Annotated in this window: 17 protein-coding genes and 4 tRNA genes; 11 read left to right on the top strand and 10 right to left on the bottom strand. The window is 43.1% G+C overall.

Annotation, left to right across the window (positions count from 1 at the left end; all coding sequences use genetic code 11):
• Positions 1 to 23: 23 nt before the first annotated feature.
• The 4 genes from NL626_RS06020 to NL626_RS06005 all read right to left on the bottom strand — a co-directional run bounded on the left by NL626_RS06020 (position 24) and on the right by NL626_RS06005 (position 4,435).
• A complete protein-coding gene (locus tag NL626_RS06020; protein WP_017820198.1) occupies positions 24 to 332 on the bottom strand; it encodes an AzlD family protein in 309 nt (102 codons plus the stop codon).
• Positions 329 to 1,060, bottom strand: coding sequence for an AzlC family ABC transporter permease (locus NL626_RS06015; RefSeq protein ID WP_054865294.1), 732 nt, complete (start codon positions 1,058 to 1,060; stop codon positions 329 to 331). The genes NL626_RS06020 and NL626_RS06015 overlap by 4 nt, the downstream gene beginning before the upstream one ends.
• Positions 1,061 to 1,371: 311 nt before the next feature.
• Positions 1,372 to 2,601 (bottom strand): alanine racemase, encoded by a 1,230-nt coding sequence (gene alr / locus NL626_RS06010; RefSeq protein WP_253657108.1) that lies wholly within the window; start codon positions 2,599 to 2,601, stop codon positions 1,372 to 1,374.
• Positions 2,602 to 2,803: 202 nt separating this feature from the next.
• Complete coding sequence (locus NL626_RS06005; protein ID WP_005375988.1) at positions 2,804 to 4,435, bottom strand: methyl-accepting chemotaxis protein; 1,632 nt, start codon at positions 4,433 to 4,435, stop codon at positions 2,804 to 2,806.
• Between the two features lie 550 nt (positions 4,436 to 4,985).
• Between NL626_RS06005 and NL626_RS06000 the strand changes: the two genes are divergently transcribed.
• From NL626_RS06000 to NL626_RS05985, 4 genes are all read left to right on the top strand, one after another.
• Positions 4,986 to 5,072 (top strand) — tRNA-Leu (locus tag NL626_RS06000).
• Between the two features lie 36 nt (positions 5,073 to 5,108).
• Positions 5,109 to 5,182, top strand: a tRNA-Cys gene (locus tag NL626_RS05995).
• Between the two features lie 307 nt (positions 5,183 to 5,489).
• Positions 5,490 to 7,013, top strand: a complete 1,524-nt coding sequence (gene amyS, locus NL626_RS05990) for an alpha-amylase (RefSeq protein WP_253657107.1) — start codon at positions 5,490 to 5,492, stop codon at positions 7,011 to 7,013.
• Positions 7,014 to 7,143: 130 nt separating this feature from the next.
• Entirely contained in the window at positions 7,144 to 7,398 is a 255-nt protein-coding gene (locus tag NL626_RS05985) for a hypothetical protein (protein ID WP_005375990.1), read from the top strand.
• Positions 7,399 to 7,472: 74 nt separating this feature from the next.
• On the opposite strand, the gene NL626_RS05980 is transcribed toward NL626_RS05985, so the two are convergent.
• Together NL626_RS05980 and NL626_RS05975 are read right to left on the bottom strand one after the other, a co-directional pair.
• Complete coding sequence (locus tag NL626_RS05980; protein WP_005375991.1) at positions 7,473 to 8,261, bottom strand: lipase; 789 nt, start codon at positions 8,259 to 8,261, stop codon at positions 7,473 to 7,475.
• A 69-nt stretch (positions 8,262 to 8,330) separates the two neighbouring features.
• Positions 8,331 to 9,260 carry a CHAD domain-containing protein gene (locus tag NL626_RS05975; protein ID WP_167416011.1) on the bottom strand — a complete coding sequence of 310 codons (930 nt, stop codon included), beginning with the start codon at positions 9,258 to 9,260 and terminating at the stop codon, positions 8,331 to 8,333.
• A 301-nt stretch (positions 9,261 to 9,561) separates the two neighbouring features.
• On the opposite strand from NL626_RS05975, the gene NL626_RS05970 reads away from it, so the two are divergent.
• The 3 genes from NL626_RS05970 (at position 9,562) to NL626_RS05960 (ending at position 12,422) form a co-directional block, all read left to right on the top strand.
• Positions 9,562 to 9,648, top strand: a tRNA-Leu gene (locus NL626_RS05970).
• 36 nt (positions 9,649 to 9,684) lie between these two features.
• Positions 9,685 to 9,758 (top strand) — tRNA-Cys (locus NL626_RS05965).
• A gap of 981 nt (positions 9,759 to 10,739) precedes the next feature.
• Positions 10,740 to 12,422: an Ig-like domain-containing protein gene (locus tag NL626_RS05960; RefSeq protein WP_213972901.1), complete on the top strand. Its 1,683-nt coding sequence runs from the start codon at positions 10,740 to 10,742 to the stop codon at positions 12,420 to 12,422.
• Positions 12,423 to 12,494: 72 nt separating this feature from the next.
• Here NL626_RS05960 and NL626_RS05955 read toward each other — a convergent pair whose 3' ends face one another.
• Positions 12,495 to 13,781 (bottom strand): hypothetical protein, encoded by a 1,287-nt coding sequence (locus NL626_RS05955; protein ID WP_151515534.1) that lies wholly within the window; start codon positions 13,779 to 13,781, stop codon positions 12,495 to 12,497.
• A 679-nt stretch (positions 13,782 to 14,460) separates the two neighbouring features.
• On the opposite strand from NL626_RS05955, the gene NL626_RS05950 reads away from it, so the two are divergent.
• A complete protein-coding gene (locus NL626_RS05950; protein WP_167416012.1) occupies positions 14,461 to 16,056 on the top strand; it encodes a DUF11 domain-containing protein in 1,596 nt (531 codons plus the stop codon).
• 64 nt (positions 16,057 to 16,120) lie between these two features.
• Here NL626_RS05950 and NL626_RS05945 read toward each other — a convergent pair whose 3' ends face one another.
• The 3 genes from NL626_RS05945 to rnk form a co-directional block, all read right to left on the bottom strand.
• A complete protein-coding gene (locus NL626_RS05945) occupies positions 16,121 to 17,905 on the bottom strand; it encodes an Ig-like domain-containing protein (RefSeq protein ID WP_253657106.1) in 1,785 nt (594 codons plus the stop codon).
• 479 nt (positions 17,906 to 18,384) lie between these two features.
• Complete coding sequence (locus NL626_RS05940; RefSeq protein ID WP_137283133.1) at positions 18,385 to 19,338, bottom strand: sensor domain-containing diguanylate cyclase; 954 nt, start codon at positions 19,336 to 19,338, stop codon at positions 18,385 to 18,387.
• 238 nt (positions 19,339 to 19,576) lie between these two features.
• Positions 19,577 to 19,984: a nucleoside diphosphate kinase regulator gene (gene rnk, locus NL626_RS05935; RefSeq protein ID WP_005390213.1), complete on the bottom strand. Its 408-nt coding sequence runs from the start codon at positions 19,982 to 19,984 to the stop codon at positions 19,577 to 19,579.
• A gap of 527 nt (positions 19,985 to 20,511) precedes the next feature.
• Between rnk and nirB the strand changes: the two genes are divergently transcribed.
• The 3 genes from nirB to NL626_RS05920 all read left to right on the top strand — a co-directional run bounded on the left by nirB (position 20,512) and on the right by NL626_RS05920 (position 24,460).
• Positions 20,512 to 23,076, top strand: coding sequence for a nitrite reductase large subunit NirB (nirB, locus tag NL626_RS05930; RefSeq protein ID WP_253657105.1), 2,565 nt, complete (start codon positions 20,512 to 20,514; stop codon positions 23,074 to 23,076).
• A gap of 13 nt (positions 23,077 to 23,089) precedes the next feature.
• The gene (gene nirD / locus NL626_RS05925) at positions 23,090 to 23,413 is read left to right on the top strand and encodes a nitrite reductase small subunit NirD (RefSeq protein WP_005387969.1); all 324 of its coding nucleotides are present in this window, start codon (positions 23,090 to 23,092) and stop codon (positions 23,411 to 23,413) included.
• A gap of 195 nt (positions 23,414 to 23,608) precedes the next feature.
• The gene (locus NL626_RS05920; RefSeq protein ID WP_033907034.1) at positions 23,609 to 24,460 is read left to right on the top strand and encodes a formate/nitrite transporter family protein; all 852 of its coding nucleotides are present in this window, start codon (positions 23,609 to 23,611) and stop codon (positions 24,458 to 24,460) included.
• The last annotated feature ends 48 nt before the right edge of the window (positions 24,461 to 24,508 follow it).

Raw genomic sequence — 24,508 nt, 5'->3', positions numbered from 1 at the left:
TGGTATCGGCGTTGAAACAGCGACTAAAGAGCACGTACTGCAGCGGCGGCGATGATGCCTGCTGCAATTGCGGGTAGAGGCTTTTTCACGATGAACATGACAACGGCAGTAGAAAACAGTGCTGCTCTAGCACCATTATCACCCTCTACTGCTAGCGGAGCTAAAAGCGCAACCAGTACGGAACCTGACATCGCAGTAATGAAACGTTGAACCCGTTCGCTAATTGGAATGAATGACATAACATACACTCCGCCCCAGCGGGTTATGAGCGTGACTAACGCCATAGCGATGATGATAAGCAGTGTGCCACCTAAGGTTGTTTCGATGTTCATGCTTTCTTCTCCTTCCAACAAGCACCCAATACTCCGCCAGTAATGGCGCCAACCACTACGTGGCTATTCTCTGGCAAATACCAATACGCCAACATAGAAGAGGCTGCTGCTATGGCCCAAATCGCAAAGATTCTTAAGTCTTTCGGCCCGGCCACCACCATAGATAGCAGGAAGCATCCCATAACCATATCGAGCCCGAGGCCCACCGGATCTTTGATTGCGCTACCAAAATAAATGCCGATCCAGGTGCCCACAATCCAAAAAGACCACATCGCTAAGCCGCCACCAACAAGCAAGCCAAAGCCTGGTTCTTTTCTACCAAATGCATTGAGTGCCATTGCCCAGTTAGCGTCTGATGCAACCAGCATTACACCGTAACGTTTTGTTGGTGGGAGTTGTCGTAACCATGGATAAAGTGTGGCTCCCATCAAGAGGTGACGAGCATTAATAGCAAATACAGTAATAAGAACTGGAATGAGAGGGACTTCTGCTCCCCACATTTCTAACGTGGCAAATTGTGAAGCACCGGCGAAGACCAGTGTGCTCATCAACATAGTGGGAAATACATCTAGTCCAGTCTGTACGGCAGCAACACCGAAAGCGAGGCCAAATATGACCACGAACATAGAGAGGGGTAAAAGTTGGGTGAATCCGTTCCAGACGTCAAGCCGATTAAATTCGTGCAACTCAGCGGAGGAGCGTTGAAGATGTTGAGTATTTTCTGTCATAGAGATACCTAGCTAGCAGGCAAAGGGGCAGTGCCATACGAGTGTGTTTGTTATTCTTTTGTAAACTTCATGTTTAACATCAATTAGAGAGGCTTTCAAACACTAAGTGCTATATAAAAATGAGCCATCCAAGCGGCTTTAAGAAACAGAGTGTAGAGAGTCGCACTTGGTAGTGCTAAAGGAGATTAAAACAACAGAAATAGTAAGCTCTGTTTAATTGATAACATCACGAGCTAGTACAGATTAGTAAATAAGAAAGAAAGCGAGCACGAGGCTCGCTTTTTCGCTCTGTTACGAATAACTGAATAGGTTTATTTTACGTAGACACGAGGGTTCGCGCTTCCCCAAACCGTGTATAGTTCAGGGAAGATGACTTCTGCGTGTTTTTCCATCTCAGCAGCTGAAATCGTTTTGCCTTGTTGGGAGCCAAACAAAACAACTTCAGAACCAGGCTCAACATCTTTGATACCTGTAACATCTACCATTGTGGTGTTCATTGAAGCAACGCCCGCAACTTTTGCACGTTGGCCATTGATCAGAACTTCTGCCGTATTCCCCATTTTTCGTGGATAACCATCAGAGTAACCAACAGGAATGTTCGCCATTAAGCTTTCTTTGCTTGTTGTGTAGCTGCTGTCGTAACCGACTGTGCTATTTTTTGGCAGGTGGTGAACGGATGCCACGCGTGTTTTGAAAGACACGATAGAAGGGTACTCAGGGTTAGTCGGTAGGTCTCCGTATAAAACGCCACCAGGGCGAACCATATCAAGCTGCGCTTCAGGAACATTAAGCGCGGTGTAAGAGTTTGCTACGTGCAGTAAAATGTTGTCGCGTTTTAGATTCGCTTCTTTAATCAGCAATGCAGAACTGTCTTTGAATGAAGCTAACTTTTGGCGCACGTCGTCTGCATTGTAGTTAGGGAAATGAGTCATGATACCAACAATATTAACGCCAGCTTGTTGAGCGATTTCTAGCGCTTCTTTCTTGCCCGCTTCTGTCGTCATATCAACACCATTACGTCCCATACCACCGTCGTTCAGAGCAAGGTGAGCTTTGATTTCTTTACCAGCTTTCTCGGCTAGTTTAGACAGTGCTTTAGCTTGCTCTGCTGTGCCTATCAACTCTTCGACATTTAGGTCGATTGCGGCTTCAATCTCGCCAATATCCGCTGAGCGTACACGCATAAGTTGGCCTTTAAAGCCACTGTCGCGAACAGTTTGTGCTTCGGCGTTACTTGCAACGGCAACGCAAGGAATTTGTTGCTCGATAATAGTCGGCATCAGGCCTGCGATACCATTGCCGTATGCGTCGGCTTTCATCACGGCACAAATTTTCGTTTTGCCATCCATGTGCGATTTAAACTGCTCAATATTATCGCGGAACTGACCTAAGTTTATTTCTAGCCAAGCGTTAGCACCTTGAACTTGCTCTGCTTTTGCTGCTGTATTGCTAATTTGAAGAGGAGCAGCAGTAGCTTGCATTACAGGAACCGCGATTGCAGCAGCGATAGTCAGTGATAGTAAGGTTTTATTTAAGCGCATAAAGTCTCCGTACGCGTTTTTTGTATCGGTTATGTTATTGAGTACTTGGGGAAAGTACCTGACGAAGTAAAACGCTCCAAGTGGTGCTTTGGAGCGTTTTGTTAAGATAGTGATTGAATATATACCTAAATATACCTCAGTGATGACATTCTATTTAAGCAAATCGGGATTGATTTGGTATCTACTAAGGTATCCACTGAGTTTAACTCAGTTTGAAGCGGCTCATTACATCTTTAAGAGAAATGGATAGCTGGCTTAGTTCGCGGCACGCCTGTGCGGTTTGCTCCGAACCTTGCGAGACCTCTTGAGATGCCAAATGTATGTTTTCAATGCTGCGGTTAAGCTCTTCCGCAACAGAGTCTTGCTGGTTACAAGCCGTGGCGATTTGGGTACCCATGTCTGAGATGTCCGAAATCGAATGCTCAATGTCGCTCATCAGCTGTTTTGATTGAATACCTTGTTCTGCACATTCTGAAATACTGGTTCTAGAAAGTTCAGTGGCTGATTTTGCGTCTTTTGCAAGTGATTGTAGCTGCTCAATGATCGAAGTGATTTCACTCGTTGAATCTTGCGTACGGCCGGCAAGAGTTCGAACTTCGTCTGCAACGACGGCAAAGCCACGACCAGACTCACCAGCACGCGCCGCTTCAATGGCTGCATTAAGTGCAAGTAGGTTGGTTTGATCGGCAATGTCGCGGATAACATCCACGATCACGTTAATTTTATTCGATTGCTGTTCAAGCTCTGCTACGGTATCGCCTGCAGCGCCAATTACGTTTGAAACTTCTTGAATCGCGTCAACCATACCTTGGGTTTCACGAACACCGTGTTGTGTGCGGCGGTTTGCTTCGTTAGCTTGGTTCGCTGAGTCTTCAGTGTTACGAGCAACATCGGCTACGGCCGCTTTCATTTCTGTCATTGCTGTTGCGATGTGCGTAATTTGCAGCTGTTGATCTTTCATACCAGACGCAGAAATATCGGAGATTTGATTCATTTCTTCGACAGCGCTGCTTAACTGAGTAACTGCAGCAATCACGTTATCGATAACTTGGCGTAAGTCGTCTTGCATCTTAGTGGTCGCGTCTGCCAGTTCACCAAGCTCGTCATTGCCGATTGCTTTACGGTCAATGTCACTTGATAGATCACCTGTCGCGATGGCATTTGCTTGCTCAACAACAAGTTTAAGTGGGCCACAAATTAGGCGAGTCAGCACGTATGTCATGCCTACCATGATCAGTAGAATAATCACGTTACTTGCAATTGAAGAATTACTCAATCCATTTACAGAGGACAGGATATGAGTTTTGTTGCTATCCATAGCTTCTTTAAGGAGACGGATTAGTTCGCCTAACTCTGAGTCAACCGCTTCGAAAGCAGACAAAGAGTTCGCCAAAATAGGGTGGGCCTTGCTTTTGTCGTTAGCTAGCATCGCTTCATTGTACTGGTCCATAGTAACCAAGTACTTTTTCCACTGACGCATAAGACGCTGGTAAGTTTGCTGCTCTTCGCCAGGCCAGATAGTTTCACCGTAAGCGTTGAGCTCTCTAGTGATCTTTTCGCGTTCTCTAATATTGTTAGAAATTTTAGTTTTGACTTGGTCTGCGTCTTCATAAGTGTACGCAGCAAATTGAGCTCGGCGCCAGCGAGACAAGTGGTCTCGAATCGAATCGACCCTTTCCATTGCAGGAAGCGTATCATCGGTATAGTTTAAAAGCTCAGATTTGATGCTTTTGAGCTCTGTAGATAAAAACACGCCAAATGCAATGTTGACGATGGCAATGAGTAAAAACGATAGCGATATCTTTTTCGCTATAGAAAGATTCTTGATAGACATTAGTGATATACCTTGTTTTTCTTATGTTGTGTCGCCAAAGTAAACCACATCCTTATATGTGATATATGTCCATTAAATTACTGCAACTCGTGTAACGTACCATTATTTATTGATATTTTCGATAATGAATTGAGCTTTGTTTGAAAATAAAAAAAGTCAATGATTTTATAAAGGTACGACCACATTCGATATAAAGTTATCGGTAACAAAATATGATGTTCTGTACGCAGTCGTGCCAAGAGTAGGGAATCAAATTGTTACAGATGTTACAGCGGTGAAAAGATCAGCGTTCATAACGTGATAGTCGCGTGTTTACCTCGAAGCAGTTACGGGCACTAGTATGCGTATGACTTAATAGACAATGAAAGGGAACGGGTGCTTATTGGTCTAATTGAATGCCAAATGTACTAGTCAGATCGCTTTTTAAGCACTTAAATCAAAAAGATAAAATTTATTGTTGACCAGATAAATTAATCCGTTAAAGTACGCCTCGTTCTCACGGCAAAGGTCGCTGAGACAGATGGTGTCTAACCCATCGCATGATTGCGTTGCCCTGGTGGTGGAATTGGTAGACACAAGGGATTTAAAATCCCTCGGCGTTCGCGCTGTGCCGGTTCAAGTCCGGCCCGGGGCACCATCAAAATCTTTGGTGACAGAGATACAAAATCAGAAAGGCGCCTTGGCAGAGTGGCTATGCAGCGGATTGCAAATCCGTGGACCTCGGTTCGACTCCGGGAGGCGCCTCCACTATTTCGAAAGCTAGTCTTAAATGACTGGCTTTTTTCGTTTGTAGTCCGCCTTTTCGTAACCCTTCGCGCTTTCCTAAAGTCTCCCATGTTTTGATCACCATTCAATATTTTTAACGCGCTAATCATTGATTTTGTAAATGTTAGACAACTCAATAATTGTATAGTGTGATTGGTGATAGTTTCTCTTCGATTGTAATCCGAACTTTTTGTATTACAGGCAGCAACCTAGCTAGCGTCATAGTTAGTATCGCTTGGTGCGTATATGCAGAAAGGAGGATTCTAGTCCATAACGTGAGAGAAAAATAATGAAAACATTCAACCTTAAACCTACACTTTTACCCTTAACTTTGCTGCTCAGTTCGCCTGTAATGGCGGCACAAAATGGCACCATGATGCAGTATTTCCATTGGTATGTGCCAAATGACGGTGCACTCTGGACACAAGTTGAAAACAACGCGTCGGCACTATCTGATAACGGCTTTACTGCGTTATGGTTACCACCCGCCTATAAAGGTGCTGGTGGTAGCAACGACGTCGGTTATGGCGTTTATGATATGTACGATTTGGGAGAGTTTGATCAAAAAGGTTCGGTGCGCACCAAGTATGGCACCAAAGATCAGTACCTAAGCGCCATCAATGCTGCCCATAAAAACAATATCCAGATTTATGGCGATGTGGTGTTCAACCATCGCGGTGGTGCGGATGGAAAGTCTTGGGTTGATACCAAGCGAGTAGATTGGAACAACCGAAATATTGAACTTGGTGATAAATGGATTGAAGCGTGGGTAGAGTTTGATTTCCCTGGGCGCAACGATAAGTACTCAAACTTTCATTGGACGTGGTACCACTTTGATGGCGTGGACTGGGACGATGCTGGCGAAGAAAAAGCTATCTTCAAATTCAAAGGTGAGGGTAAGGCATGGGATTGGGAAGTGAGCTCGGAAAAAGGCAACTACGATTACCTTATGTACGCTGATCTAGACATGGATCACCCTGAAGTTAAGAAAGAACTTAAAGACTGGGGTGAGTGGTATATCAACATGACTGGTGTTGATGGGTTTAGAATGGACGCGGTGAAGCACATCAAATATCAATACCTGCAAGAATGGATTGATCACCTACGTTGGAAAACAGGGAAAGAACTATTCACGGTCGGAGATTACTGGAACTACGATGTGAATCAGCTGCATAACTTTATCACCAAAACCTCTGGCAGCATGTCTTTGTTTGATGCACCGTTACATATGAACTTTTATAATGCGTCTAAATCGGGTGGTAGCTACGATATGCGTCAAATCATGGATGGTACGCTGATGAAGGACAATCCAGTCAAAGCGGTTACCTTAGTAGAAAACCATGACACTCAGCCTTTGCAGGCGTTGGAATCAACCGTTGATTGGTGGTTCAAGCCGCTCGCTTACGCGTTTATCTTATTGCGTGAAGAAGGTTATCCATCCGTGTTTTATGCAGATTACTACGGCGCGCAGTACAGTGATAAAGGGCATGACATCAATATGGTCAAAGTGCCTTACATTGAAGAGCTAGTAACACTGCGTAAAGATTATGCGTATGGCAAACAACATTCTTATCTCGACCACTGGGATGTAATTGGTTGGACTCGAGAAGGTGATGCAAAGCATCCACATTCAATGGCCGTGATCATGAGTGATGGACCTGGCGGCTCGAAGTGGATGTATACGGGTAAACCAAGTGCTCGCTACGTAGACAAGTTGGGTATCCGAACTGAAGGAGTTTGGACTGATGCGAATGGTTGGGCTGAGTTCCCAGTAAACGGCGGATCTGTCTCGGTTTGGGTTGGCGTTGAATAATCCATTCCTGTGATTTTGATACAGAGTAGGCAATTCTTAATAAAACTTTTCAATGAATCAATGTGTTATTTGATATTCATTCGACAAATGAGTAACTTATATTTGAGCATAATCTAGAGGAAGATAAAGAATGGAATCTATTGCTGATGTATTGGTTGTGGCTATTGTGTTCGGTGCCATATTTGGGGGCGGGATAATAAAGTTAATCTTGAACCATCGTAAAGAAGTAAGAGCATTGGAGATATCTGAACGTAATACGATGAGCCGAGAAGAACAAGATAACCTTAACAAGCAAATTGGTGACTTGAAGCGACGTGTTGAAGTGTTAGAGCGAATTGTCACAGATAACAAATATCAACTTGAAAAAGAAATTGCCTCTCTGTAGATCACCACTTAATCGTAAAGCCGGCGAAGTCCGGCTTTTTCGTGTCTGTACGTCAGACCTTTCGGATGTTTAACTCAGCGTTCATCAAAAAAGTCTTTGTCGCGAATGTATTTACTCATAAAGTGATAAGAGAACGGTCGCATTAACCAACTAAATAAGGAGCGCCCAAGCCGTATGAGCGTTGGGGTGTTCTCGTATATTCTCCCGTTATATAACCATAGCATTTTGCCTACATGCCAATACAAAAAAGGTACGGGCGGCATAAAGGTCACGATGTCGATGTCGCAACAAATCCTGTATGTTTTGTGCCCCAAACGGTAGCGTTTCTTAAACGTCCAATCCCCGACAGCGGGCTGTCCGAAAGTGACCACGCGTTTAATGCTTTTTGGGTATTTTTTCTCAATATAGTCAGCAAAAACACTGCCAATCGCGCCACCTGAAGAGTGGCCAGTAATAGTGATTCTTTTTCCCCTAAGAATGAGCGGTACAACGATACCTTCGAGGCGTTCGATCACGGTCAACCCTAACCGATCTTCATTCCGGCTCGGTAAACTTTCTTGGAATAACAGATGATAGAAACCCGCGTGAATGCGATAGTTTAGTCCCAACCTTCGACAGCTTCTCGTCCACATCGCGAAGTTCAACAACCAATCACTGATACTGTGTGAGCCTTTAATCACTACGACCACTTCACTCTGTTTTTTACTCCAGAGCACGCGAATCATAATCTTACCGTGTTCATTTCTAATGACTCGTTGCCCATTAGGATCGAACCCGTATTGAGTTTGCCTGAAGACGCGAGGGTAGGCGAGATTACAAAGCACCGCATAGCGCTCGTATTGGTATCGTTTTAATGGTTTCACGTTAACTTTCTTAGTGGAGCCTAACGGTTGACTGTAATTAATGAATATTAAAAATACGTGAACCTTGATTTAGGGTCGGTAGAGATTCTGTGTATTGGTATCGCGAATGAAAGACTCAAACTGGCTTAAATGCGTCAAGATGGTTTGGCGAGAGAGTTCATGATGTTCGCTAAGTACGTTAATTAGCTTTTTCAAAGCCTTACGATCTTGTTTATTGAGATTTGCTGTCTCTTTGAGTTGTGCGAAAAATTCAATTTGACTTGAAGTGTCGTTAAAGTCACCGAGCTTGTCTTGCAATAGTTTTAGTTGTTTCACGTTGTTTTTGTGCTGTTGGGAAGGATAGAGCGTGGAAAATCCTTCTAACAAATAACGCAGCGCTTTGCACTTTATCCGCATCGAATGAATCACACTGTCACGACTTTTGTCCGAGATCTTGCGTCGTGCTTTATCAACTTTTTTAAATTGATCGGAGATTTTTTGGCTTGCGAAGAGTAACGCAGGTACGTTGCTATCCACTCGTTCGTGTTGCGTACTTCGCAGCAGACTATTCCTGACCAAAGTGCAGTGCGTTGTGTATTCTTCTGTAGCTAGCCAACGCGTAACTTTTGCCTGTTCGTAAGCACGTTCGGCTTCGATAAAGCCAAAAAGCTGCTCAAGAGACGATTTGTGGTTTGGGAGCATTTCAATGTATTGTTTTTTGCCCAAGATAAATACGTCCAAATCACGCAGCTTATTTGTTTTCTTCATCATTATTTTTAAATGAGGTTTCAAAATACTCAGTTCAAAAGGAGGTATCAGTTCGCGAAGTAGTACGCATAGTGAGCGTATGCGCCTTAGTGTGACGCGATACTGGTGTGTATATTCAGGATCCAAGTCTTCGATGATTCCCAGCTCCAGAGAGCGTGCATAATCAAATTCACTAAGGAAGAAGTAGGGCACTACGAAGTCGAGTTCGGAATCAGTATGTAGCGGTAATTGAAATGATGACTTTCGAAACATGATGAGCGCTTATTTGTCCCCTGCAGTACGAGTTAAGTTTATACCCATACTGCCAATTTGTGCGACTTGTCGATTCCTCATTGACATGAAGTGAGGAAGCAAAGTAAACGAGAGCAAAGCATGCTGATGTTCTTGTGAGCAAAATGATCGCCCTTTGTTCGTTTGAGTTGGCTTTTTAACCATTTGAATAAAAAAGACTAATTTTTTGTTGACCAGATAAATTAATCCGTTAAAGTACGCCTCGTTCTCACGGCAAAGGCCGCTGAGACAGATGGTGTCTAACCCATCGCATGATTGCGTTGCCCTGGTGGTGGAATTGGTAGACACAAGGGATTTAAAATCCCTCGGCGTTCGCGCTGTGCCGGTTCAAGTCCGGCCCGGGGCACCATCAAAATCTTTGGTGACAGAGATACAAAATCAGAAAGGCGCCTTGGCAGAGTGGCTATGCAGCGGATTGCAAATCCGTGGACCTCGGTTCGACTCCGGGAGGCGCCTCCACTATTTCTAAAAACCGGCCTTGTGCCGGTTTTTTACTATCTGGTATTGTCAAACTATTCTAATACACATTTATTATTGAATAATTAATTTTTGTACAAATACCAACCTCAATTATCAGTTAATCACTCTTTAACAGGTTTTCCTGAATTGCTATCTATAGCGTTATATTATCAATGTGATTTTAGTTCAATATTGAAAATAAAGTTGTGCATATATCCTGCTTGTTTCTCTATATGTCTCTAGTTGATATTGCACTGTATCGCTCAGTCTGTCTTTTAATCGAGTATAAAACTAGGTGAGCAAAAAACTTTCACCAATTTAATTTAACATAAATTTAACAATTAAAGATGGATAATATTACTCATGAGTTGTTGAGGTATATTATTAGAATGACTCGCTATTAAGTTAATGAATTTAAAGGTTATAACTTTATGCGATGAAATTGAGATTGTTTTAGTTAAATTTATAATTGTTTGATTTTTAATGATTTAAATTGGCTGTAGTGCAAGTGATTTATTAAAGTCATTGTTGAATACAAAGGCTGTTCATATAAAACAATCATAAGATTATTTTAAGTAACTGACAAAAATGGATAAATTTATTATTACACAAACTTAACCTAAATTACTTATCACTCTGGTTGAATTTTGACCGGTTGCTTTGCTATGATTCCGGCTCTTATATTTTTGGTGGTTATCCTTTTATAACCATGTTGATGTATATAGGAACATATTTGGCTTTATAGGCTAGGGCATTTTATTTCCTAAAATTTATATTATTTTACCCTACCATTTCTGCTTATATTGGCGGGAAGGTGAACTCGTTATTAAATTAAAATTAGGTGAAGCAGTGATAAAAAATATTAAAATAAATAGAACAATCCTAAATAAAGGGTTGTCATTTTTATTAGTAATATTCGCTTGTTTACAGAGCATCCATTACGCCAGTGCAGCAGGAAGTACGACGGGACAGCAAAATACATTGGTTATCCTGCTGAACTTCAAAGAAAACCCAAATGAGCAGCCATTAACTTTGTCAGAAGCAAATAATCTAATCTTTGGTACAGTCAATGACTTCTACCGTGAAAGCTCTTTTGATCAAATGTGGCTGTCTGGGAAAGTCGTGGGTTGGTTTAATCTACCGTTGTCTAATCAGGTTTGTGACTTTACCGCTGTTCAAGATGCAGCGGATCAAGAAGCCATCGCAGCGGGAGTGAAGCTTGAAGAGTACGATCGTATTGTTTACTTGATGACAAAAACGGCATGTGGTGTCGCTGGATCCGCAACTATTGATGGCATGCCTTCACGCGCGCACATCAATGGTGATTTTTCTCCGATGAATATCGCTCATGAGCTTGGACATAACTTTGGTTTGCATCACTCTCGTGCTCTTGATTGTGGCGAGCATACGCTTTCAGACAACTGTACGTTGCGTGAATACGGTGATACCTATGATGTAATGGGTGGTCCAGACATCGGCTATTTGAATACTTTCCAGCGCGAGCGACTAGGATGGCTAGAGGGAGAGCACGCTTCAAAGACACTGGAAGTTACTCAAAATGGTACATACTCCATCGCGAATTACGAGACGACTAGTGCTCAGCCAGTTACGATAAAAGTACCTCGTGGTACTGATCCTTCTACAGGTGCAAAAAAATGGTTTTACATTGAATACCGCCAGTCTATTGGGTTTGACGACTTTTTAGATGCTCGTTCTTACTCGTTCTATCGTGGGGACGTTACGGATGGCATCATCATTCGAAGCGCTGTAGAAGGCGATGGGCGCAGCAGTAATCTGCTTCACTTTAAAACTGATTCTGAATATCGTGCGGTTTTTGGCCGAAATGACTGGTTTGACCCATCTATGCCGGTCGGTGGTAGCTATACTGACCCAGACTCAGGTGTAACATTGAGTTTGGTGAGTGCAGCGAACGGCATCGCCGAAGTAAGCGTTGTCTTTGACGACTCTGACAACGGTAATATCGGGACTTGTACTGTTAATGCTCCATCAGTGACTGCGAAAGCTGCAACAAGCCACTCGGTTGCAGCCGGCGATGAGGTTCAATATCAGGCCACTATTACTAACAAAGATAGTGCAGATTGTTCAGCGAGCAGTTTTTCTGTGAACGCGTCAGTGCCAACTGGTTGGAAAGCAAGCAGCAATGCAATCACGCTAGCAGCAGGTGGAACCGGACAAGTAATGATATCAGTCGTATCTTCGGTTGACGCTAGTGATAAAGACTATGCTTTGAAGATGATCGTGACGCACGGAGAAGACTCAAGTCTGCAAACCGCAGCATCCGTGAATTACTCTGTAACCAATGAAATCTCGCCATCACCAGAGCTCGTTGCTGTTGATGATCAGGTGACTATGTCTTCGAAACAGTCGGTGATTATCGATGTGATGGCAAACGATGTTGTTGGAGAGCAAAACTCTGCAAGCGTGGTTTCTTTTACTAGACCAAGTAAGGGGCGACTAGAGCTGTTATCAGATGGCACCCTGCGTTACACACCTGAGAAGAAATTCAAAAATAATGACAGCTTTACCTATACCATAGGTGATGGTCAAAGCAGCTCGACCGCTCAGGTCTCAGTGAAGTTAGAGTCCTCAGCTGGTGGCGATTCTGGCAACTCTGGTAACAATGGGAAAGGTAAGAATAAATAGAACGATATAGTTCGAAAGAAAACGCCTGACGAGTTAACGTCAGGCGTTGTTTTATTAAGTTGTAAGTAGACCTTATTCAGGGCAGTTAACAGGCTCTGGACAAGTTGGACATAGCGTACATTCTGCAGACGCTGTTATCGCTTCTACGACAACATTACCGAAGATAGTTTCACCACTCGCATCCACAGTATCTGTAAACGCTCTGACTTCTTCACCCGGTAATGGAAGGCCTTCACCATCTCCTGGGATTGGCTCGTAGTTACCAGTAAAGTCGTAACACTCAGCAGGCGCAAGCATACCAACCTGGATTGGATTCGAGTCTTTGTTGTCGATTACGACAATGCCGTCAATGGTGACATCGGAGGTATTACATACACTACCACTGTAATTGACTTGAAGACCGTATTCATTAATACCAGTATCCTCAAATCGATTCACGACGACGACACTACAGTCTTTCTCTAGAGACAATGAACCAGGGATGTTTTGGCTTGGGCATTCCCAATCTGCGTTGTCAGAAACCGCAACACCACCACCAGTTTCAAGTGCTGCGCTTACTTCTGCATAGTTAGTGATACCGTTTTGGTCAATAATAAACGAACCATTAAACTCTTGCGTTTGTCCAACGGCGAGCATCGCTAAATTGAACACATGGTCACCAGCAGCCATATCGTTGTCAACGGCTGTAGTGTCTGTTGCCACAACATCATACAATGCAAAGTCACCGGTGTTTTCTACAGTGAGTTTATAGTTGTATTTCAAAGTGTTACCATTGACAACATCACCAAATGTACAAGTTTTAGTGATTTTAATGTCTGGTACGCCTGGTGTGTAACAGAATGAAATATGACTTAAGCCATAGTATCTACCATTTTTCCCTACAGGTGAATGCAGCAAGGCATCATCTTGATACAATAATCCATCTGTGAAGTAGTTATATAGGTTTCCGTCAGGACCACCTTTTACGAAGATAGCTTGCATAATCACAGGGCTATCACCTTGATCCCAACTGAAGGTTTTTGCCCCAGGTTGTTGATCAATAACCACTTCAAGCATGCCATCACCGAAAGTGCCGTCTGTAACTGGCTCAAGCTTGTATTCTATCAAACCATCGATCCCTGGAAGTAATTGTTGACAGGTGTTATTCCCTTCAACAAATATTGGTTGCACGCCTCGGCTTGAAGGGTCGCCAGCGGATGCGTAAACAATTTGAGAGCTCAGCACTAAGCTAACCGCTATGACCCAAGTAAACAGCTTAAACATGCTGCTGATATTGATCGCTGTAAGTATATTCTGGCTACATAAAGTGGAACAACGGTAACTCTTATTGCCCCACCAAGAGTTAAATATGGTTTTCATAAAACCTCCTTGTGTAAGTGGGCTCGCTACGTCCTTGAGCCCACATACGTGATAGTTTTCTCACAGAGTTAAACTGCGTCGGTTGACTAGCATAGAGTGTTCCATATTTAACCTTTTGTATTTGTTGGTTATTTTTTATTTTTGTACAGAGGGGTGAACAGTTTGTTTATATTTTCATAAATGGTTGAGCTAAAACTTATTCGCTAAACTACTGAATATGTTTTAGTTAAATGAGTATTCAATTAGATGTGTAAAGGATGTAACACTATGCAAACAGGTGTTACACATCACCTTCACATTAGTTGGAACAGGTGAGTAAGCGTCTATTTCATATTCATAGTGGACAGTTTCAATACCGTCGTTTTTGTGCACCTGTCACAGGTGTAAACAATAAAGTGTCAATCTGTAACATTATCCTAGAACACGTATATATCTTTGTTATCGTAGGTTTTTTTGTCTCTTTTGTTTTCTTTCTCTTTCTTTAAAATTGAACACTCTGTTCATTCTCTTCGCTGTTGAAAATATTTAGTTTAATAAAATCATAACCTTAAGTAGTGGCATGCTCTATGCGTTATACAAGCCGAAACGAAAGTTGTATCTCGCTTTCACTCTTTCTTAAAAGGCAATTAATGACATAGGGACCTTCGTCTAGCTTTAGAAGCGTTCTAAGGAGTAGGTTATGAATTCTTGTAAGTCAGGTATCTGGCATACGATGAAGAGCTTTCTTTATGCAATATTTACAAGTTTGCTAATAGGTAGCTCTGCATTTGCAACACCAACAGATGGCGTATTTGAGTTAGAAGCAAATGCTAATGCGATAGATGACTCTGGAGTGGGAGCTCCAGATGACTGGTCAACGCCGCCAAACAGTGGTGGAGCATTAGTATTTAGCTTTGAGAATGACACGGCAACACCGGATACAATCTTTACTGGTGGTAATAAAGACATCAAAGACATACCAGAACTCGGTTGGAAGACTGGGACGGTACTTGATAAAGGGGATATTCTTCATGCGTATGCAGCGGCATACAACATTAATAATGACCTAGTACTCACCTTTGGTGCAGACCGCTTTGGTAACAGCGGTGATGCCTTCTTAGGTTTTTGGTTTTATCAAGACTCAGTCAGTACAAACCCAGACGGTACATTCACTGGTCAACATATTGCTGGCGACCTTTTGATTCAGGTGAATTATTTGCAAGGGGCAAATGAGGGGCCAGAAATTTTGGTTCTTGAATGGGACACAACTTGTGCGAAAGCTGATAACAATAATCCACAAGATGGTCAGTGTGCTGCGACAAACTTACGTTTGAAAGTTAAGACAAATGCACTGTGTTCACCGGGCGCGCAAGATGTGTGTGCTTCAACCAATACAACTGACTCACCTGCACCATGGGCGTATACGCCAAAAAGTGGTGTCGAAAATGTCTTCCCTCCAGAAACCTTCTTTGAAGGTGGTGTAAACCTTACTGAACTTCTACAAACAGACACCTGTTTTAGCTCATTTGCAGCCGAAACAAGAGCATCAAGCAGTATTACCGCTCAGTTGAAAGACTTCGTGGTTGGTGACTTTGAGTTGTGTAGTGTTGATATCACCAAAACATGTAATCAAGCGGTCGTGAATGATACAGAAGATGGTTACGTTTACTCATACAGCGGCGACGTGATTAATGATGGTGTTGGTACGCTATACGATGTTGTTGTAGAGGATTTAGAAGCAGGTACTACACATAGCTTAGGTGCCATTGCTTCAGGTGACAGTGCTTCATACAGCGGCAGTTTTGAAAGTACAAATAACGGTCTAACTAATACAGTAAGAGTCACAGCAGCTGCGACTCCGGGTGGTCAAGCGACCATTACTGATACAGCAAGTGATCCATGTGAGTCATTGAGCTTGTCTCCAATGATTAGTGTAACGAAATCATGTGAAAGCGGCTTCAAACTTACTGAAAACGGTATCATTGCAGAAGTGAGCTTCTCGGGAATGGTATGTAACACAACGCCTGGACTTACTTTAGTGAATGTTTCTGTTGTGGATGACTCAGGTACGCCTGAGGATACTTCTGATGACGTGAAAGTGGTAGATAATATCGAACTCGCTTCGGATCAATGTCAGTCTTATACTGGTAGCTATATCCCAACGGCATTTAGCAATGCAGAAACACAATCTTTCCGTGATACTGTGACAGCGGTTGGTTTCTTGAAAATCGATAATACTCAAGCGACGAATACAGCTTCTGCAGACTGTGACATTTGTCCTGCACCAAGCAACTAATTGACGTCTTGTGAATAAAAAGCCTGGAGTATTCTCCAGGCTTTTTCATATTGAATTGCGTGATTTAGTTCGGTTTCCCTTTACCGTTTCCACCACCATTCCCACCAGAACTCGATTGTAAGGTGATGCTAATCGTCGCGGTTGAAGAAGATTGACCGTCACTGATCGTATAAGTAAATGAATCATTATTCTTAAACTTCTTCGAAGGTATGTATTCAATGGAGCCATCGCTCAGTACACGGGCGCTGCCTTTGTTTGGCTTAGCGACCGTAATTGCAAGAGAAGTCGATTGTTCAAATGAGTCATTATTTAACTGTTGGATGCGAACGACGGATTTATCACTGATCGTTACGCTATCATTCACCGCTTCAAGTGGTGACGTTGACTCAGATAACACTGTGTAAGGTAGCTCGGTTTTGGCTGATTGTTCATTTTCAGCATCTATAACGTCAACGGCTATGCTGTAAGAGTTCGGTTGAGCATCGCTGTTTGACGTAACCATGACCGTCGTTTCTGCACTCATGCCGGAAGGAACCGTCAAGGCACTTGCGTCATAATTCCATCCGTCAGGAACGCTTAAAGCTGTTGTATAGGTCGCGTCTGCACATTCTGTATTGTTCTGGTTCGTCACTTTTAGATTATACGCTAATGTTTCTCCGGCATTAGCATCAGAACCTGAAAGTGGGGTTAGAGAGAGTAGAGGCGATGTCGCAACGCATTGCCCTGATTCACCACCAAATATGACACTGACCTGTGCGTTTTGACCATTAGCACTTTCCAAAGTAATCGACACGCCTGTTTTTGGATCGGTGAATGTTCCACCGATTGGAAGAGCGGGGTCTTCCCAGTCATTACTCCCAAATAATTGTCTGAAAGTGGAGTCAGGCTTCATGTGTAGCAAGCGGCTACTTTTAAGATCACCGTCTGTCGCTAGGCGCACAACCACACCTTCTGTCACATCTTGGCGGTATACGATGTACGAACGGTCACGTAAAAAGCTGTCGTAGCCAAGAGCTTGTCGATATTCAACGTAAAACCATTGGCGCTGGCCTGTAATTGGATCGGTACCTCTTGGGATTTTTAAAACTTTTGATGAAGTACTTTCAAAGTCTTCATAGGCATCAATAGAGTAAACACCATCACTAGAAATGATTTGAGCAGGGGAGGTCTGCCACCCTAAGTTTTCCAGTTGGAAGGCGCTAAAGTAACCCATATCGTAGTTACCCATCGTATCGTAGCTATCACCGTACTCTATGACACGGCAATCACCAGCCAACGTACCGTCTTTACAGTCGAGTGCGGAAGCGTGATGCAATCCAAAATTATGTCCTAATTCATGGGCGATAACTCGAGGCTCGAAAACCGCATTTATTGACGCTCTAGAGGGAGTTAATCCTTGACTACCAGAGCCTTCTGATGCACATCCAGTTTTGGTTGTTAAGTAGATAAAACGGTCATAGTTTGATAGTTGATATCCCGCAGTTTCAGCCATTTTGTTGGCTTCCGCAGCTACAGCATCATCATCGCAAATTTGGTTTGATATCGGCAAGGTGAATGTTCCAGCAACATCACCAGTTAGCCAAAGTTGCCCCTGGGACATTTGCGAATAGAAGTCGCTAACGGTATTAAAAACAACATGATGGGCGTCTTCTTTAGAGATCGGGATCTCTTGAGGGTTTTCTTGGAAATTGACGAGTACAACTAATGTTTTTTGTTCACCACTAGCCACTTGCTCAACATAAGCCTCTGATGAAAAAGAATATGCTGACACGAGGGTTACAAAGCCAAGAGCTAGCAAGCGTAAATTTGACGCAACAAAACCCAATTGAGGGAGGATGACCTTCTTCAATTTATATACCTACTTAATATTTTGATATTAAATGAAATTACAAATTCATAATGTTTTAAATAAAATAAATAACGAGCTCTACCCAAATAGAACCAGTAATTATCAAATGTGCATTATGTTTTATAAAGTTTGTTTTATATTTGTGTGTGTTTATTACTTTTAAACACGAGGCGAGATATTATCAGAAGGGGTGGTTAAAATTCAACCATGCATTTCGGTTTTTATAAGTCCATGAATTATAATGTTTAACTAATTTTTACTGGTGGTTTTTATAAAAATAATAAGAGACAATATTGTATGCAACAAAAGTAGTTACAAAGACAGTAGTAATATTACACCGTGTAGTATGCAACACTCTTAATTGTTTGTTATTTCTTTTGCTTTATATATAAATTACTTATTAAAAATAAGACGCTATCAATTCCATAGAGAAAATTGTCAAATTAAAGAAATATTAATTTCAAAAAACAAGAGACTTATTATATCTGGATATAGGCAACGCCATTTTTGCCATTTTTCTTTATCTCATACATTGCATGATCGGCTTTTTGATAAACTTCATTAAACTGTTGTTTTCCTTTATCAAATAGACAAACACCGATGCTCATTCCAATCGTTACTTTATTTAAGTCCTGATTTATCACAGGAATGATGGAACTTAAGAGTCGATCACAAAGTTGAGATATTTCTTCTTGATTTGAATAAGAGCTTAAAACGACAAACTCATCTCCTCCTATGCGTCCGACTTGAGACTTGCTTGGCGCAAGCTCTGTTAAGCTATTGGCTATATTAATGAGGAGAGTATCACCAGTATGATGACCTAGCTGGTCGTTAACTGCTTTAAAATTATCTATATCAACAAACACTAAGGCAGACTGCTGAGACGGCTTGGTTTGAGGTTGATGATTAAAGTTTTCCTCAATTGCTTTTCTATTTAACAGTCCGGTCAATGGATCACTCGAAGCTAACTTAGCCAGTTGCTGCTCATATCGCTTTTCTTTTGTAATATCGATATGAGTGCCCATCATGCGCAGTGGTTCGCCATCAGAACCATACTCGACGATGCGCCCTCGATCGTAGACCCAACTATCACTGCCGTCTTTATGAATCATGCGATGAACTACCTCATAAAGGTCGGTTTTGCCAGCTAGGTGATCTTCAAATGCACCCACCGCAAGATCATAATCTTCAGGGTGGAGATTGTTTTTCCACGTTTCAACCGTCGCGGTTAACTCATGGGGCTGATAACCTAGCATTTTTCCCCACTGCATATTGAATATCGTCAAAGTACCTGAAGGAATATGCTGCTCCCACAAACACAGTCCATTACTGTCGAGTGCAGCATTCAACTTTTCTTGTAGTCGCGCATTCTTCCGCTTCAGCTCTTCATTTTCTTTTTCTAAGCAGGCAATTCGAGTTAGATATTCTTCCATTTTGCGCATAATTTACGTCGTTTTCGGAGCGACAATATACGAAAAATACTTTGCAATTTCTATGATTGAGCTTGGAGATATAAATATTGAATATGCGGTAAATAATAAAGAATCGGTGATGTTACTTAAGAGCAGTAAAGTAAATGCTTGGAAAACAAAGAAGGAAATAGGGGGTAAGCGAGGGGCTCTCCTGGTGCAAAGTCTTAAATGGAGGCCTTTGCACCGGGACTACTGAGGGTTAGCGGTTTAGTGCACCACAACGCTCAGGTTGGTATGTGATATCGACAATTTCAATTGTCTTCACTTGATTATTTGGCATTGGCCAGTCAAGTTTTTGGCCGACAGACAAACCGATCAGTGCGCTGCCTACGGGTGCAAAAATAGAGATATCATCACTGCTTTTCAGTTCAGAAGGGTAAACCAGTGTCTTTGTCATGGTTCTATCTTCACCTGAAAATTTAAACTCTACAGTCGAGTTCATCGTGACCACGTTATCTGGCATTTGTTCTGGCTCAAGAACTGTTGCTCGGTCGAGCTCTGCTTCTAATTCCACAAGCTCCGCTGCGATGTTTGGCATTTTATCCAACAAAGCCGTGATTCGGTTCATATCTAAGCTTGAGATGTAGATAGAATTGTTTTCTGACATTTTATGACTCCCAAATAAAAGGCCGCCTCACAAAAATGGGACGGCACTCTATATGTCAATTACGGTATCAATCATATGGACGCTATTCCATATGAACTAAACCCGATTTTAGTCTTTATAGTGCGACTTAGCTAGTAAAAAATTTTTGTTATGAAGCTTGATTTTTCTAAATCTTTCAATCACTTCAGATATTGTTCTCTGATCACCTTGAAACGGTGAAGTCAAGTGAGTGCGTCGTTTAGAAGCAAAGCAGGATTTATCGTAGGTGTGCTCGGTTTCGATGGTCAGCCTAACTTCATAAAAGCAAAACGGTATAGTCCGTTGCTAGCATGGCTTCGGTTATCTCAGTTTGTTAAAACTACCAATATCCGTTAATAAATTACTTTTTATTTCGCAATAGTCAGATAAATACGTTCATCTACCCCTTTAGGGTAGTTTGAAATTGTAATTGATTTACATCATGTATTAATTTTCTTTCACAATTAACAATGAGCTCAGTGATAAGAACCTAACCCTTAGGAATTATAATGAGCAAGTTGAAGCTAGTAGTCATCGGTAACGGTATGGTAGGGCACCGTTATATTGAAGACTTAGTCGAGAAAGCTGATATGTCTAATATGGACATTACGGTTTTCTGTGAAGAACCTCGTGTCGCATACGACCGTGTGCACCTTTCCTCTTACTTTTCTCACCATACTGCAGATGAACTTTCTTTAGTAAAAGAAGGCTTCTACGAGAAACACGGTATTAACATGCTGATCGGCGAACGCGCGATTAACATCAACCGTGAAAACCGCATTGTTTACTCAAGCACTGGTCGCGAAGTTCAATACGACAAGCTGATTCTTGCTGCTGGCTCATTCCCATTTGTTCCACCTATCAAAGGTCACGAAAGCAAAGACTGTTTTGTTTACCGTACTATCGAAGATCTTAAAGCGATCGAAGCGTGTGCGAAGAAGAGCAAATCAGGCGTTGTTGTCGGTGGTGGTCTGCTAGGTCTTGAAGCAGCAGGCGCATTGAAAGCACTGGGTGTAGAAACGCACGTTGTTGAGTTCGCGCCAAAACTAATGGCTGAGCAACTTGACCTGGCTGGTGGTAACCAACTTCGTCAAAAGATCGAGCGTATGGGCGTGAACGTTCACACCAGCAAAAACACGCTTGAGATTGCGGCAGAAGGCACAAACGCACGCAACGTTATGCGTTTTGCTGACGGTTCAGAGCTAGAAACAGACTTCATCGTATTCTCTGCAGGTATTCGCCCACAAGACAAACTAGCACGCCAAATGGAGCTAGAAGTGGCACCTCGTGGCGGTGTTGCTATTAACGATCACTGTCAGACTTCTGATGAGAACATCTACGCTATCGGTGAGTGTGCGTCTTGGAACGAAATGTTCTACGGCCTTGTTGCTCCTGGCTACAAGATGGCGACAGTTGCTGTTGATCACCTACTAGGTAACACAGAAAGCAAATTCGAAGGCGCTGACATGTCTGCGAAGCTGAAACTTCTAGGTGTAAAAGTAGGTTCAATCGGTGACGCGAACGGTCGTACTGAAGGTTGTAAGAGTTACGTTTACCAGAACGAAGAACAAGAAGTCTACAAACGTCTTATCGTTTCTAAAGACAACAAGAAACTGCTTGGCGCGGTTATGGTTGGCGATACGTCTGACTACGGCGACCTGCTTCAACTTATGTTGAACGAAATCGACCTACCAGAACACCCAGATGCGTTGATCCTTCCTGCACACGCAGGCGCTGAGAAACCAGCACTAGGTGCAGATGCTCTACCAGAAAGTGCAGTGATCTGCTCTTGTTTCGACGTAACCAAAGGCAAGATCGCACAAGCGGTTGCTGATGGTCACCACACATTGGGCGACATCAAAGCCGTGACGGGCGCGGGTACAGGCTGTGGTGGTTGTATTCCTCTAGTGACGTCTGTTCTAAATGCTGAGCTTGCTAAATCTGGTATCGAAGTGAAGAACGACGTGTGTGAGCACTTTGCATACTCACGCCAAGAGCTGTTCCACCTAATCCGTATTGAAGAGATCAAAACGTTTGATGAGCTTCTAGAGAAATACGGTAAAGGTTACGGCTGTGAAGTTTGTAAACCACTGGCTGGTTCTATCTTGGCTTCTTGCTGGGGTGAGCACATCCTTAAGCCACAACTGGTTAAGCTGCACGACACGAACGATAACTTCCTAGGTAACATCCAAAAAGACGGTACTTACTCTGTTATCCCACGTATGGCGGGTGGTGAAGTAACACCTCAAGCATTGGGTGCGCTAGCGAACGTTGCTGCAGAATACAACCTATACACCAAAGTAACCGGTGCTCAACGTATTGGTCTGTTCGGTGCTCAAAAAGACGATCTTCCAGAGATCTGGCGCAAGCTTATCGATGCTGGCTTCGAAACAGGTCAAGCGTACGCAAAAGCACTTCGTATGGCCAAGACATGTGTGGGCTCTACTTGGTGTCGTTACGGCGTTCAAGATTCTGTTGGTCTGGGTTCTTACATCGAGAACCGTTACAAAGGCATTCGTACACCTCATAAGATGAAGTTCGGTGTTTCTGGCTGTACTCGTGAGTGTGCGGAAGCACAAGGTAAAGACCTTGGTATTATCGCGACTGACGCAGGTTGGAACATGTACGTATGTGGTAACGGTGGTATGAAACCTCGTCACGCAGACCTACTTGCAAGTGACCTAGATAAAGAAACACTAATCAAGTACATCGACCGCTTCATGATGTTCTACATCCGTACTGCTGCGCCACTACAACGCACATCAGTTTGGATGGAAAACATGGAAGGTGGCGTTGACTACCTACGCGAAGTGATTGTTGAAGACAAACTTGGCATCAACACTCAACTAGAAGCTGATGTAGCGAAGCTTGTAGACGAGTACGAGTGTGAGTGGACTGCGACCATCAACGACGAATCACAACTGACTCGTTTCGCGCACTTCATCAACTCTGACAAGCGCGATGAAAACGTTGTGTTTGTACAAGAGCGTGAACAGCACCGCCCTGCAACCTTCACGGAAAAACATCCTGAAGCGAAAGGCGACATCCTACACGTAGCGATCACTGAAGCATAAGGGAAGGTTGATTATGTCATTTGAAAAGATTTGCCAAATCAGCGACATCGTACCGGGCACAGGTGTTTGTGCACTGGTTGATGGTCAGCAAGTTGCGGTATTCCGCCCAACACAAGCAGAAGAAGTGCTGGCGATCAGCAACACAGACCCGTTCTTCCAATCAAACGTGCTTTCTCGCGGTTTGATCTGTGAGCACCAAGGCGAGCTTTGGGTGGCTAGCCCACTTAAGAAGCAACGCTTTAACCTGACAACAGGTGCGTGCATGGAAGACGAGCGTTTTAGCGTGAAAGCGTACAAAACCCGCGTAACCAACGGCGAAGTAGAAATCTCTGCGTAAGCTTGGTTTTCATTCCCTCCTCTTAGGGGGAGGGAATGAACTGAAACCTAGATTCAATAGACAAAGGCTTTCCAAGCATCATCTCAGGGGAACAGGGAAGCGAGGTGTTGTAGACAGCGTTCAGGTGTCAACGGGAAGCCTTTCTCTATTCAATCTTTAACTTTTTAACTTTCAATTTTGGATAAGGACACATTCATGTCTACTGATTTTAAGCCTGCAGAATTCGTGCAAACCATGATCAATGTTGGTGAAGCGAAAACCAATACAAGCACGCGAGACCTTCTGCTTCGCGGTACGATGGCTGGCGTTATTCTTTCGCTTGCGGTGGTGGTTGCTATTACCGCGATTGTACAAACGGGTATCGGTCTTGTAGGAGCACTTGTTTTCCCCGTTGGTTTCGTAATTCTAAGTGTGATGGGGTATGACCTAGTAACCGGTGTTTTTGGTCTAGCGCCTCTGGCTAAGTTTGCTAACCGTCCGGGCATCACTTGGGGTCGTATCTTCCGTTGTTGGGGTCTTGTAGGCTTGGGTAACCTTATTGGTTCTCTGATCGTTGCTTACCTAGTGGCTATCTCTCTAACAGGTAACTTCTCTCTAGAACTGAACGCAGTAGCGAAGAAATTTGTGGCTGTTTCTACCGCGCGTAGCCTTGGTTTTGAAAACATGGGTATGGACGGATGGATCACGTGTTTCGTACGCGGCATCTTCTGTAACCTAATGGTATGTCTAGGCGTTATCGGCAACATGACAGCACGTTCAGTATCTGGTCGCGTAGCAATGATGTGGTTCCCAATCTTCATCTTCTTCGCTCTAGTATTCGAGCACACAGTAGTAAACATGTTCCTATTCCCACTAGGTATGATTCTAGGTGCGGATTTTGGTATCGCGACTTGGTTGAACTTCAACCTTATCCCAACCATCCTAGGTAACATTGTTGGTGGTCTAGTAATGACTTGTATTCCACTGTACCTAACTCACGCAAAAACAGCGCCTTCTATCAACGTAGTTGAAGAAGAAGTAAAAACAGAGCCTGCAATCGCAAAATAAACCGCTTTTATCTGGCCCTACCTATGGTAGGTAGGGCTGTTCAACTCA

Origin of the sequence: Vibrio sp. Y58_MX_L22, assembly GCF_024181865.1 — a bacterium.
Classification (GTDB): Bacteria; Pseudomonadota; Gammaproteobacteria; order Enterobacterales; family Vibrionaceae; genus Vibrio; species Vibrio alginolyticus.
The sequence above is the reverse complement of the archived record's forward strand: the minus strand, read 5'-3'. Positions and strand labels throughout refer to the sequence as shown.